10 protein-coding genes are annotated in these 13404 nt (G+C 72.0%); 5 read left to right on the forward strand and 5 right to left on the reverse strand.

Translation table 11 applies throughout. The annotated features are described in order from the left end of the window. Positions 1–79 precede the first annotated feature (79 nt). The 4 genes from B0I32_RS60880 (at position 80) to B0I32_RS10045 (ending at position 6207) form a co-directional block, all read left to right on the forward strand. Positions 80–2968, forward strand: a complete 2889-nt coding sequence (locus B0I32_RS60880; protein WP_146178108.1) for an ATP-binding protein — start codon at positions 80–82, stop codon at positions 2966–2968. 84 nt (positions 2969–3052) lie between these two features. Continuing rightward, positions 3053–4273 carry an amidohydrolase family protein gene (locus B0I32_RS10035; protein ID WP_106236956.1) on the forward strand — a complete coding sequence of 407 codons (1221 nt, stop codon included), beginning with the start codon at positions 3053–3055 and terminating at the stop codon, positions 4271–4273. A 6-nt stretch (positions 4274–4279) separates the two neighbouring features. Continuing rightward, complete coding sequence (locus B0I32_RS57565) at positions 4280–5563, forward strand: TRAFAC clade GTPase domain-containing protein (protein WP_181307208.1); 1284 nt, start codon at positions 4280–4282, stop codon at positions 5561–5563. Positions 5564–5565: 2 nt separating this feature from the next. Beyond that, positions 5566–6207 carry a hypothetical protein gene (locus B0I32_RS10045; protein ID WP_106236958.1) on the forward strand — a complete coding sequence of 214 codons (642 nt, stop codon included), beginning with the start codon at positions 5566–5568 and terminating at the stop codon, positions 6205–6207. Here B0I32_RS10045 and B0I32_RS10050 read toward each other — a convergent pair. The 5 genes from B0I32_RS10050 to B0I32_RS10070 are packed head-to-tail and all read right to left on the reverse strand — an operon-like array spanning position 6204 to position 12110. Beyond that, positions 6204–7715, reverse strand: a complete 1512-nt coding sequence (locus B0I32_RS10050; protein WP_106236960.1) for a glycoside hydrolase family 76 protein — start codon at positions 7713–7715, stop codon at positions 6204–6206. The two genes, B0I32_RS10045 and B0I32_RS10050, sit on opposite strands and share 4 nt — an antisense overlap. Positions 7716–7726: 11 nt before the next feature. Beyond that, a complete protein-coding gene (locus tag B0I32_RS10055; protein ID WP_106236961.1) occupies positions 7727–9007 on the reverse strand; it encodes an ABC transporter substrate-binding protein in 1281 nt (426 codons plus the stop codon). Positions 9008–9037: 30 nt separating this feature from the next. Continuing rightward, a complete protein-coding gene (locus B0I32_RS10060) occupies positions 9038–9904 on the reverse strand; it encodes a carbohydrate ABC transporter permease (protein ID WP_106236963.1) in 867 nt (288 codons plus the stop codon). Next, on the reverse strand, positions 9901–10839 hold the full coding sequence (locus B0I32_RS10065; RefSeq protein WP_106236965.1) for a carbohydrate ABC transporter permease: 939 nt from the start codon (positions 10837–10839) through the stop codon (positions 9901–9903). The genes B0I32_RS10060 and B0I32_RS10065 overlap by 4 nt, the downstream gene beginning before the upstream one ends. Next, positions 10836–12110, reverse strand: coding sequence for a glycoside hydrolase family 125 protein (locus tag B0I32_RS10070; RefSeq protein WP_219911707.1), 1275 nt, complete (start codon positions 12108–12110; stop codon positions 10836–10838). Before B0I32_RS10070 ends, B0I32_RS10065 begins: the two co-directional genes overlap by 4 nt. A 144-nt stretch (positions 12111–12254) precedes the next feature. Here B0I32_RS10070 and B0I32_RS10075 point away from each other — a divergent pair, with 144 nt between their 5' ends. Next, complete coding sequence (locus tag B0I32_RS10075) at positions 12255–13379, forward strand: GntR family transcriptional regulator (RefSeq protein WP_219911708.1); 1125 nt, start codon at positions 12255–12257, stop codon at positions 13377–13379. The last annotated feature ends 25 nt before the right edge of the window (positions 13380–13404 follow it).

The raw sequence follows: 13404 nt of genomic DNA on the forward strand, positions 1-13404 counted from the left end.
TCGTGCAGAGCGGGAGTCGGCGGGGCGGTCGGCGTACCGGCCGGGGCGAGTGGAGGCGGCGACGCGACAGATCAGGTTCGTGGGACGTGAGCAGGAGCTCGCGTGGATCGAGGACCGGCTCGGCGCGGCCGCCGCCGGCGCGGGTCAGGTGCTGCTGCTGGCCGGGGAGCCGGGGGCGGGCAAGAGCCGGCTGGCGGAGCAGGCCGCGGCGGTGGCGGCGCGGCTGGGGATGCGGTGCTGCTGGGGGCGGGCCACCGACGAGGAGGGCAATCCGGCGTACTGGCCGTTCCGGCAGGTCCTGCGGGCGCTCGAACAGTCCGAAGGCGCTCAGGACGGGCCCGGAGGCGGTCGGGACCGTCCCGAGGGCGGTCGGGACCGGGCCGAAGGTGGTCGGGACCGGCCTGCGGGGCTCGTCGTCCCGGACTTCGGCGCGATGAACGAGGCCGAGTCACGATTCCGGCTGTTCGAGGACGTGAGCGGGCTGCTGGCGGCCGGGGCGGGGAAGGACGGGCTGCTGGTCGTCCTCGACGATCTGCACTGGGCGGACGAGGCGTCACTGCGGCTGCTGGTGTACCTGGCCAGGGGAGCGGCGGCGGCGCGGCTGGCGGTGCTGGCGATCTACCGCGACACCGAGATCGGCGAGCCGCTGCGGCGGACGCTGGCCGCGCTCGCCGGGGAGGCGTCGGTGACGCGGGTGCGGCTGACGGGACTGGCCGAGTCCGAGGTCGGTGACCTGCTGGCCGGCGTCACCGGCTGGCCGTCGCCGGAGCCGGTGGTCGGCGCGGTCAGCCGGCGTACGCGGGGCAATCCGTTCTTCGTCACCGAGCTGGCCCGGCTGCTGGGCGGCGAGCAGGGGGACGAGGCGGAGTTGCCGGCCGGGGTGCGCGACGCCGTACGCGGCCGCCTGGACCGGTTGTCGGCGTGGTGCGGTCAGGTGGTGTCGGCGGCGGCGGTGCTCGGGTCGGCGGTCGACCCGCCCGCTCTGGCCGCGGCGGCCGGGTGGGAGGTCGCGGAGGTGCTGGACGCGCTCGACGAAGCGGCGGCGGCCGGCATCCTCACCACCGCGCGGGACGCACGGGCGGGCGGGACGGGGAGCAGGTTCGGGCACGACCTGATCAGGGAGGCGGCCCGGCTGGAGGTGGGCACGGCACAGCGGCTCACCCTGCACCGGCGGATGGCGGAACACCTGATCGGGCGGGTCGACGCGGCCGACAGGACCAGCGAGGTGGCCTTCCACCTGCTGGAGTCGCTGCCCGCCGGCGATGCCGCCCTGGCCGCGGCGTGGGCCGAGCGGGCCGCGGAGCAGGCGATGGCGCAACTGGCGTGGGAGGAGGCGGCGGCCCTGTACGGGCGCGCGGTGGCCGTGGCGGGCGACGCGGCGCTGAGCGGGCCGGACCGGTGCCGGTTGCTGCTGGCCAGGGCCCGGGCGCAGGTCAGGGCGTACGACATGGTCGAGGCGCGCCGGTCACTGCTCGCGGCGGTCGACCTCGCGCGGGAGGCCGGCGACGCGCGGACCGTCGGCGAGGCGGCCATGATCATGGAGGGGGTCAGCGACTTCGTCTGGGACGACGTCGGTGCCGCGCTGTACGCCGAGGCGCTGGCGGGCATCCCCGAGCAGGACAGCGTGCTGCGGGCGCGGCTGCTGGCCCAGTACGCGGTGAGCCATGCGTGGAGCTCGCCCGGTGAAGCCGAGACCCGTTCCGCCGAAGCGCTGGCCATGGCCGAACGGGTCGGCGACCGGCGGGCGGTCAAGGAGGCGCTGCGGGCCAGGCAGCTCGCCCGCAGCGGCCCCGACGGCGTGACCGACCGGCTCGCCCTCGGGGACCGGATGCTCGCGATGGGCGAGGCCGACCGCGACGACGACGCGGTGCTGTGGGGCCGCCTGTGGCGGTTCGACGCGCTGGCCCAGCTGGGCCGTCTCGATCGGGCCGAGGCGGAGCTGGCCCCGATCGACGTGGTCGCCCGGCGGCTGCGCTCGCCGCTGACGCGCTGGCACGCGCTGCGCTGCAGGGCCGCGATCGCCCTGGCCCGCGGCCGGTTCGACGACGCGGTCGTGCTGGGGGAGCAGGCGCTGGAGCTGTCGCGGCGGGCCGGCCACGAGGGCGCCCTGGTGCCGTCGCACGCGTTCCTGCTGAACCTGCGCATCCTGACGGGAAGCTCCGGCGAGCCGATCGACGCGCCGGGCCCGGTGAATCCGGGCATCGTCGTGGTTCCCGCCATCTGGGCGTCGTTCCTGGTGGCGGCGGGACGACGGGAGGAGGCCAGGCAGGTCTACCGGACCCTGCAGCCGGCCACGTCGTCGTCGGTGCCGCCCTTTCTGCTGGTGGCCGTGTTCGCCCTGATCACCGAGCTCGCCGCGGAGTTCGGCGACCGGGAGACCGCCGCGCGGACGTACCCGGCGATGATGCCGTACGCCGATCTGTTCGCCTGCGGCGGAGCCGGGGTGATCACGATCCACGGCTCGATGCGGCTGCCGCTCGGCCGGGCCGCCGCCACGCTGGGGCGCCTCGACGACGCCGTACGCCACCTGCGTGCCGCCGCCGAGGTCAACGAACGGGCGGGCACGCCGCCGATGGCCGCCTTCTCCCGCTACGAACTGGCCCGTGTCCTGGCCAGGCGGCGGCGGCCGGGAGACCGGGACGAAGCGGCCGCGCTGGCCGAGTCGGCGGGCGCCGCGGCCGGCGAGCTCGGCATGGCCCCGCTGCGGGCGTCCTGCGCGGAACTGGCGCGATCGTTGTCCGGGCGGGTGGCCGGCCCGCTGACGCGGCGCGAGGACGAGATCGCCGTGCTGGTGTCCCAGGGGCTGACCAGCCGGCAGATCGCCGCCGCCGCCCACATCGCCGAGCGGACGGTGGAGAACCACGTCCAGCACATCCTGGTCAAGCTCGGCTTCACCAACCGCGCCCAGATCGCCGCCTGGGTCGCCTCCGGCCGGCCGCGACGACCGGAGGGCCCCGGCTCGGAGTGAGCGCGGCGGCTCGCCGGAGGTGAGTACCGCACGTGAGTAGTTGCCCCGACGTGGGCGACCGCCCGCGAGCCGCACCCTGGCGGCATGAACACCAGCTCCCCCCGGTCCGGCCGGCTCACCGTCCTGCGCGCCGCGTGGCTGTACGACGGCGTCTCCCCGGCCCTGACCCCCGATCCCGTCCTCCTGCTCGTCGGCGGCGTCATCGCGGCCGTCGGCCCGCCCGGTGGTGTGCCCGAGGGCGCCGACGTCGTCGACCTCGGCGCCGCCACGCTGCTGCCCGGCCTCATCGACACGCACGTTCACCTGGCCTTCGACGCGAGCGCGGATCCGGTGGGCAACCTGGCGGGCCGGGACGCCGCGGCCGCGCTCGCCGCCATGGCCGCCGCCGCCAGGCGGGCCGCCCGCGGCGGCGTGACGACGGTGCGCGACCTCGGCGACCGCGACTATCTGACCCTCGCGCTGCGCCGCGCCGCCGCGTCCGACCACTCGCTGCCGACGATCGTCGCGGCCGGCCCGCCGATCACCACGCCACGTGGGCACTGCCACTATCTGGGCGGCACGGCCGCCGGCGTGAGCGGAGTGACCGCGGCCGTACGCGAACGCGCCGAGCGCGGCGTCGACGTCGTCAAGATCATGGCCAGCGGGGGTCACCTGACCCCCGGCACCCGTCCCGAGCTGCCCCAGTTCACCCCCGAGGAGCTGCAGGCCGCCGTGGTCGAGGCACACCGCCACGGCCTGCCGGTCACCGCCCACGCCCACGGCGTCCAAGCCGTCGCCGACGCGGTCGCGGCCGGCGTGGACGGCCTCGAACACGTCAGCTTCATGACCGCGGGCGGTGTCGACCCGGCGCCGGACGACCTGGTCAAGACCATCGCGAGAAGCGGCATCGCCCTCGGGATCACGCTCGGCGCCGCCCCGGTGGAGGGAGCCGGGCTGCCACCCGCGATCGCCGCCGCGATGCCGGCGCTGATGGCCAACGCCCGCCGGCTGCATCGGGCGGGCGCCAGGATCGTCGCGGGGACCGACGCGGGCATCGCCCCGATCAAGCCGCCCGACGTCCTGCGCTGGGCCGTCGGCGAGCTTCCCGGCATCGGCCTGACCAGCGCCGAGGCGTTGCACGCCGCCACCCGCCTGGCCGCGGAAGTGTGCGGGCTGGGGGAGCGCAAGGGCCGGCTCGCCCCCGGGTACGACGCCGACGTCCTGGCCGTCGACGGCGACCCGCTGCGTGACCTCGCGGCGCTGCACCGCATCCGCGCCGTCTACGTCCGGGGCGAACGCCTCGGCGCCTTCCGCGAGAAGAGGTGAGGAACCATGGACATCGTCCTCGGGATATTCGTGCTGGCCGGGATCGTGGCCGCGGTGATGGCGTTCCTGGACTCGGGCCTGCCCTGGCGCGGCGGTCCGCCGCCGGGTGAGGCCGGGATCCGGGCGGCCGTCCCGACCTTCCGGGTGGTGGCGCTGGGTCTGCCGGGCTCGGGCAAGACGCTGCTGCTGGCCAGCATGTACAACGAGCTGCAGACGCCGTCGCGGCAGAGCTACTACCTGTCGGCGGCGGAGGGTGACGTGGCCAGGCTGACCGGCTGGTTCGCGCAGATGGCCGACACCACGCGGGCCGATCAGTGGCCGCGGGGCACGTTCACCAGCGAGACCCGGCACTTCTCCTTCGGGGTCAGGGCCAGGGCCGGGGACACGGTGCACGAGGTGCTCCGCCTGGACCTGCTGGAGTACGCCGGCGAACTGCTCACCGACGCCGCCGAGACCGACTCCGGCCGGCGTACGGAGCTGTTCGACCAGGTCCGCTCGGCGCACGCGCTGCTCGGCATCATCGACGGCGGCCGTATCCGCCAGCACCTGGACGGCGACCCCCAGGGCTGGACCGAGCTGCACCGCACCCTGAACATCCTCGTCCCGCACCTGATCGGCGCGAGCTGCCCGGTCAGCTTCGTGGTCACCAAATGGGACCTGCTGGCACACCTGCACCAGGATGAGAACACCCGGCTGGCCCTCGTACGCGACCTGCTGATGTCCAACGAGCACTTCCGCACCCTGGTCCGGCTGCACAGCGACCGGCGCGTGGTCCGGCTCATCCCGGTCAGCGCCGTCGGGCCGGGCTTCGCCTCGGTGGACGCCTCCGGGCACGTGGTGAAGAACCGCAGCGCCCAGGCCAGGCCCGCCTACGTCGACGTCCCGCTCTCGGCCGTGGTCCCGGACCTGTTCGACCAGGCCGAGATGGGCCTGGACGCCACACTGCGCGCGGCACTCCGCGAAGAAGCCCGCCACCACCTCTGGCGAGCCCCGCTGGAACGCCTCCGCACAGCGGCCATGCTGACCTTCCAGACCTCGGGACGCGCCCTGCTGCACGCCCTCGGCTCACCTGCGGCGGCCGTCGCCGGGGACGTGCTCATGGGGATGTTCCTGGACTCCCGCGCCATGATCGCCGGACTGGGGCGGCCGGGCGCCGGAGCGCAGGCGGGCGAGGCGGAGCGGCGGATCGATGAGTTCGTCCGCGTCCGGCGGCAGGTGCTGCAGGACATGCGCGCCAAGCCGGCCATGCTGGAAGGCCGGCTGCCCAGCTCCCGCCTGCCGGAGCGCTGACCATGGACGCCCACGGATGGCCGAAGACGACGGACGTCCACGGATGGCCGTTCCTGATCGCCCGCGGGCACCGCGCCGGCTACCGCACGCTCCTGGCGCCCGCGCCGCTCCTCGCCGTCGGCGACCACACCGTGCTCGCCGACCACGTCGAGCCCGGCGCGGTGCCGGACCGGCCCGGCGTCATCGCGCTGACCACCCCTTCCGGGCGGCCGATCAGCGTCGTCCACGCCACCCGCCAGGTCTCCGCGGCCGACCTCGGCCAGGCCGACGCCCCCAGGGACGAGCACGGCCGCCCCCTGCACCTCCTCTACGGGTTCGTCTGCCTCCACGCCCGCACCGTCACTCCCGACGAAGCCGACCTCCGCACAGCACTCACCACCGCCCTGACCGTCTACCGGACGTTCCTGGCGAACGAGAACGGCTTCGCCACCGAAGCGGCGAAGCCGTTCCCGCTGCGATCCACGCTCGAACCGGCAGCCCCCGAGCGGCACCGGGCCGTGGCGCGCATCGCGGTGGCGGCGGTCGTGCTCGCCGTGCTGCTCGCGGGCCTGCGCTGGGTGGGGGTCCCGGACGAGCCCTCGCCGCCCGGGCCCGCCCCCACCGTGCCCGCCGACACCAAGCCCTGCCCTCCGGGCTGGGGCTAACGGGTGATGTCGAGCCGGTCGAGGTTGAGGAAGTTCGACCCCATCTCCAGCTGGATCGTGTTGTACCCCCGAGCCAGGTTCACGCCCAGCACGGACGTGTTCCACGTGCCCCAGCCGCCGGTGGAGGCGAACGGCTGCCCGGCGGCGACCTGGGCGCCGTTCACCAGCACCCGGCGGGTGGCGTCGCCCGCGCCGGCGGCGTAGCGGAAGCGCAGCTGGTGCGCCCCGGCGGAGGCCACGTTGACGTGGAACGTGAGCGTCTGTCCTGAGGTGTTCCAGCCGGCGAGGTAGCCGCGGCCGCTGAAGCCGGGCTGGCTGCTCTCGGCGCCGATGCCGGACGGCCGCGCGTTCTCGGCCTCGTAGACGCCGTTCTCCGGCTGAAGCCCGGCGTTGCCGTCCGGCTGGACGATCTGCAGCGTGCTGACGGCGGCGGCCGCGGTCAGGCTCTGCAGGTACGTGCCGGGCGCCGGGGCCGACCAGTCCGGGCCCACGAGGTTGTCGGACGTGCGGCGGTGCTGCCACGCCTGGGTGGCGTTGCGCTGCAGGAACGGCAGGTACTGGCGCTGGCCGTGCTCGGTGACGAGCGTGTTGAGCCCGCGGATCAGCCGCGCCTTGAAGCCGCCGCCGTCATTGACGCCCTCGTGCAGCACCGTGCCGCCGTTGGTCAGGTTGGCGGTCGCCCAGTCGGCCGCCGCGCGGGCGTCGGCCAGGTAGGAGGCCGTCCCGGTGACCTTGTTCAGCGCGGCGGCGGCGCTGATGTAGGTCCCGAAGTTGTAGGTGAAGTCCCATTTGACCAGGGTGCCGGAGCCCTCCAGGTGGTCGTAGACGTGCCCCGACTCCTGGAGGTTCGCCTTGATCCAGTCGAACAGGCTCCGCGCCCGGGTCAGGTAGCTCGCGTCGCCGGTGGCCGTGTAGAGCTTGGTGGCGGTGAGCACGGCCGGGGCGTTGGTGGCCACGTTCTTCTGGTTCCGCGTGTTGTTCTGCCACCAGATGCCGCCGCCGTACGTGGAGTCCTGCTCGGCCCAGATACGGTCGAACAGCGACCGCGCCCGGTCCAGGTACGTGGTGTTCCCGGTGATCTCGTACGCCCGCGCACTGGCCAGCGCCCACCAGCCCAGGTCGTCGTTGAAGTCGTTCTCGAACGTCGGGTAGTAGGCGAGGAAGCCGGCGTACACGTCGTCGATCATCCTGCGGTAGGTGGCGCTGCCGGTGCGCTGGTAGGCGTCCATCACCAGCTCCCACAGCTGGGCCTCCCACCAGAAGTCGGTGTAGCGGCCGTTCTCGGGGCCGTGCGCGTGCTCGTGGATCTGCCGGTCGCTGTTGGTGTAGAAGTACTTCTTCGCCGGGTCCCAGAAGGTCGCGACGAAGGCCGACATGGCGGCGTCGGCGTCGGCGGGGACGTGGGCCGGGGTGCGGCCTCCGGCGGGAACGGCGGCGTGGGCCGGCTGGATCGGCTGGAGGAAGGCCGCCGACAACAGAACACCGGCGGCCGCGACGCGTAACTTCATCGAGTGCTTCCTTAGTTGAGGTTGTTGTCCTTCAACACCCGGTCACCCTGCTGCTGCGCCTGGGTGAGGGCCTTCTGCGCGTCGGCCTTGCCCTCCAGGAAGAGCTGCAGGTTCGGGATGACGGCCTCCTCCTCCATCGGCGCGTAGCCGGCGCAGGCGGGGCGGGTCTTGGCGGTCTTCAGCGTGTCGAGGATCGGCTTCCAGAATGGGTCGCCGGAGAAGAACGGATCCTCCGAGGCCTGGACGTTGCCGGGGATGTTCAGGCTGGTCTTGGCCCACAACATGGCGTTGTCCTTCTCGGCCGTCCACCACTTGGCGAACTCCCAGGCCGCGTCCTTCTGCTTGGCCGCGCGCGGGATCACCAGGCCGAAGCCGCCCATGAGGCTGGCGTTGCCGCCCTGGGGGCCGCTCGGCGGCGGCACGATGCCGAAGTCGAGGTCCTTGCCGTACTTCTTGTACGTGGTGATGTTCCACGGCCCGGTGAGGATCATGGACACCTTGCCGGTGGCGAACGCGTCGGTGCCCTCGCCGAGGCCCTTCTCGAAGCCGCTCTGGTAGACGCCCGCCTTGATCATGCGGCTCCACAGGTCGAGCGTCTGCAGGCCCTGCGGGCTGTTGAAGGCGGTGCGCGAGCAGTCGTCGGTGACCATCTGGCCGCCGGCCTGGGCCAGGTACATGCTGAACAGGCCGGCGTCGTCCATGGACAGGCCGGCGCGGACGAGCTTGCCGCCCTCGCGCTTGGTCAGCTTCACCGCGGCCTGCTCCAGCTCGGCCCAGGTCTTCGGCGGTTCGACGCCGGCCGCCTTGAGGTGGGCCTTGTTGTAGAACAGGGCGCGGGCGTCGACCGTGAGCGGCAGCCCGTACAGCTTGCCGTCGTGGGTGAGCTCGCGCACGGCCTCGCCGTAGAAGCGGTCGGTCGGGATGTTGTCCTTCTTGAGCCGCTCGTCGAGCGGTTCGAGCACGTTCTTGGGCGCGTAGCTCGCGGTCCGCCAGCGGTCCCAGAACATGACGTCGGGGGCCTGGCCGGAGGTGGAGGCGGTGAGGAACTTGGTGAGCATGTCCTCCTGGACGACGTACTCGACCTGGATGTTGGGGTGGGTCTTGTTGAAGGCCGCGGTCATCGTCCTGAACTGCTGCTCGCCCTCTCCGGACCAGTCGCCCCAGAACTTCAGCCGCACCACCCCGTCCGCGGACGAGGAGGAGGACGAACCGGAGGAGGCGCAACCAGTGGTGATCACCGTGGCGACGGCGAGGGCGGCGGCTGCCAGCCGCCTGGTCAGGGTCGCGTGCATCGGCGGCTCACTTCCTTTCGTGAAGACATGTCATTGGAGGCCGGAGCCGGTGAAGGCCAGCCCCCGGGTGAGGTAGCGCTGCGCGAAGGCGAACAGCAGCAGGGTGGGCGCCATGGCGACGATCGATCCGGCCATGAGCGGCCCGTAGTCGGTCTGCTTGTTGAAGGAGAAGGCGGCCAGGCTCATCTGGATCGTGTTCATGTCGGGGTCGTTCAGCACGATCAGCGGCCAGAGGAAGCCGTTCCAGCCCGCGACGAACGTGAAGACCGCGAGCGTGGCCAGGGCGGGACGGCACAGGGGCAGGTAGATCTTCCAGAAGATGCGGAACTCGGGGCAGCCGTCCACCCGGGCCGCCTCGCCGAGGTCCTTCGGCAGGGCCAGGAAGAACTGCCGCATCATGAACACGGAGAACGCGCCGACCGCGCCGGGCAGGATGACCGCCCAGTACGTGTTCAGCAGCCCGACGCCGCCCTGCCCGGTGAGGTCGTTCCCGCCGACCAGCGGCATGCTGCGGACGATGATGAACGACGGCACCAGCGTCACCACGGCGGGCACCATCATCGAGCCCAGCAGCAGCCGGAACAGCACCCGGCTGCCCCGGAACGGCAGCCGCGCGAAGGCGTACCCGGCCAGCGACCCGAGCATCAGATTGGTGACCACCCCCGCCACGGCCAGCAGCATCGAGTTGGCGAAGTGCCGCGCGAACGGCACGGTGGTGAACGCCGACCAGTAGTGCTCGAAGGTGATCGAGCTCGGCAACCACTTGATCGGCAGCGCGATGATCTCGTCGTCGGGCTTGAGCGAGGTGCTGAGCGACCACAGGAACGGCAGCAGCATGAACAGTCCGACGACGGTGAGCACGCCGTAGAACAGGGCGATCCTGATCCGCCTGGTCATGTCTCGTCACTCCGGTTGATCCGCATGTTGATCACGGTGACGGCCACGATGATGAGGAACAGCGTGAACGCCTGCGCCGAGGCGTAGCCCATCTGCAGCCGGTTGAAGGCGGTCTCGTAGATCTGGTAGACGGGCGTCAGCGTCGAGTTGCCCGGACCGCCCTTGGTCATCACGTACGCCTGGTCGAAGAGCTGGAAGGCGCCGATCAGCGACAGCGTCGTGACGAACAGCGTGGTCAGCCGTAGCTGCGGCCAGGTGACGTGGGCGAACGTCGCCCAGCGCCCGGCCCCGTCCAGGGCGGCGGCCTCGTACAGGTGTGTGGGGATGTTCTGCAGGCCCGCCAGGTAGATCAGCATGTTGGAGCCGACCCCCTGCCACAGCGTGACCAGCACGATCGACACCATGGCCGTGCTGCTGTCGCCCACCCAGGCCGGGCCGGGGATGCCGAAGAAGCCGAGGATCTCGTTGATCGGCCCGTAGTGGCTGTTGAGCATCCAGGTCCACACCGTCGCCGCGGCCACCGGCGAGGTCACCACGGGGATGTAGTAGATGGTGCGGAAGACGCTCATCGCCGGCAGCCTGCTGTTGAGCGCCACCGCCAGCAGCAGCGAGGCGGCGATCATCACCGGGACGAACATCGCGCAGTACAGCAGGATGTTCTTCAGCGTGGTGAAGAAGGTGGCGTCCTCCAGCAGCCTGGCGTAGTTCTGCAGGCCGGTCCACTGCGGCGGGGTGAAGACGTCGTACGAGGTGAAGCTCAGGCCGAGCGCGCCGGCCACGGGCAGCACGGTGAAGATGAGGAACAGCACCATCGGCGGCGTGGCGAACAGCACTCCGGCCCGCGCCTGGTGCCGCGACATCCGGGACCGCCGCTGCTTCGCGTGGCCGGGTGAGGCCCGGCCGACCGCGGGCGGGCCGGCCAGCGTCCGGGTCATGTCAGCGCCACCTCCATGGCGAACTGCGCGTACAGGCTGTTGGCCCAGCCGAACCAGGGGCGGGTGAAGACGCCGGGGTCGTCGGGGTCCAGGCTCTCGTGCATGTATCCGGTGTCGGCCGTGGTGGCGGCCAGCATGTCCAGCAGTTCGGCCCGCTCGGCCGGGTCGGTGCTGGTGAGGCCCTGCATGGCGAGGGACATCGGCCAGATGTGCCCGGGCTCGGTGTGCGGGCTGCCCACGCCGCGGGCGTGCTTGCCCGAGCTGTAGTGCGGGTTGCCCGGGCTGAGCACGAAGGCCCGGGTGCCGCGGTACGTCGGATCCGTGGCCGGCCGGTATCCCAGGTAGGGGATGGACAGCAGGCTCGGGACGTTCGCGTCGTCCATGAGCAGGTGGTTGCCGAGGCCGTCGGTCTCGTACGCGTAGACGGGCCCGTGCTCGGGATGGTCGACGACCGCGTACCGCCTGATGCCCTCCTCGATCTCGGCGCGCAGCGCGGCGGCGTCGCCGGCCAGGGCCGTGTCGGCGTAGAAGTCGCGGGCGAACGCGGCCACGTGGCCGAGGACGACGACCGCGAACATGTTGGCCGGGACGAGGAAGCCGTAGGTGCAGGCGTCGTCGCTGGGCCGGAACGCCGAGCGGACCATGCCGGTGTACCCGCATTCAGGCCCGCGCCCCTCGTTGACCAGCGTGTCCGTGGGCTGCTGGGGGTGCGGGCGGACGAAGCTGTACGGCGAGGACCCGGGGCGCTGCTCGGCCCGCATGGTCGCCACGGCCACGGTGAGCATGCGGTGCACGGCCTCGTCGAACACCTCCGTGTCGCCGGTGACCGTCCAGTAGAGGTGCAGCAGCCGCAGCGGATGGCACAGGGAGTCGAGCTCCCACTTGCGCTCCCAGACCCAGGGCGTGAGCCGGGTCCGGTCGTCCTGGTGACCCATGCCGTCGGGGCCCTCGTTGAACGCGTTGGCGTACGGGTCGAGGGCGACGTACCGTGCGTGGCGGCGGATCACGCCGCGGATCATGGCGCGCAGGTCGTCGTCGGCGGCGGCGTGGCGGACGTACGGCTCGATCTGGGCCGCGGAGTCGCGCAGCCACATGGCCGGGATGTCGCCGGTCAGCACGAACGTGGTCCCGTCCGGCAGCCGCCTGACCGTGGTCTCCAGCGTGTTGAGGAAGCACTGCTCGAACATGGCGGCGGCCTCGGGGAACCGGGGCTCCAGCTGTGTTCGTACGCGGTCGGCCACGTCGTGCAGCACAGTTGGGACAGCGTTCACGCGTTTCCCTTCATGAGGTGCGCGAGATGTCATCTGAGGGAAACGTAGGAACCAAGTTGTCATAAGTCAATATGTTTCGATGGTTCAATTTATGAGATGATATATACCTAGACGTGCTGACATACCAAGCTATGAAGGGGAAGAGTGGCAGCGAGAGGCCCGCTCCTGTACGAGCGGATCATTGATTACCTCCTCGACGAGGTCCGGCGGGGCGCACTGACCCCCGGCGACCGCGTCCCCTCGGAGATGGAGCTGGCCGAGCGGTTCGAGGTCAGCCGGATCACCTCGAAGAAGGCGCTGGAGATCCTCCGGCAGGCCGGCGTCGTGCACCGGGTCCGCGGCAAGGGCTCGTTCGTGGCCACGGAGCTGCCCGACCTCGACTCCCTGGCGCTCTCCCCGGTCCGCGCGGCGGCGGAGGGCGAGCGGGTGCCCGGCACGATCGCGATGATCTATCCGGACGCGTCCGAGGCGTACGGGCTCGAACTGCTCTGCGCGGTCGAGGAGCGCTGCGCCGAGCGCGGCATCACCCTGGTGATCAAGCGCACCCGCGGCAGCCAGGAAGAGGAGGAGAAGGCCATCGAGTCGATGGTCGACGCCGGGCTCGCCGAGGGTCTGATCGTCTTCCCCGTGCACGGCGAGTACTACAACGCCGGCCTGCTCCGCACCATCCTCGACGGCTATCCGCTCGTCCTCGTGGACCGCTATCTCGCCGGCATCCAGGTGTGCGCCGTGCACACCGACAACGTCGCGGCCGCGCGCGCCCTGACCGAGCGCCTGTTCGACCAGGGGCACCGGCACATCGCGTTCGTGTCCCCGCCGCCGGAGAACACCTCCAGCATCGAGGAGCGGCTGGAGGGCTTCCGCGCCGCCTTCACCGGGCGCGGCCTGTCCCTCGACTTCGTGCACCAGCTGACCGACCTGTCCAGCACGCTGCCGGGCGCCTTCACCCCCGACAACGTACGGGCCGACGTCGAACGCATCCGCGCCTTCCAGGCCCGCGAGCCCGAGGTGACCGCGTTCGTGGTGTGCGAGTACAACCTGGCGCGCGTCATGGGCCGGGCCATCGCCGGGACGGAGCCGCGGCCGCTCATCGCCTGCTTCGACTCACCCCTCGACCCGGTCGCCGGGCCGCACTTCCTGCACGTCCGGCAGGGGCAGCGGGAGATGGGCCGGCAGGCGGTCGACCTGCTGCTCGCCCAGATGCGCGGCGAGCCCGTACCACCACGCTCCATCATCCCCTTCTCGATCGTCGACCCCGAGAAGACCTGACCCCGGGCAAGAGCCGGCCCACGAC

It is taken from the genome of Nonomuraea fuscirosea (assembly GCF_003001935.1).
Lineage (GTDB): Bacteria > Actinomycetota > Actinomycetes > Streptosporangiales > Streptosporangiaceae > Nonomuraea > Nonomuraea fuscirosea.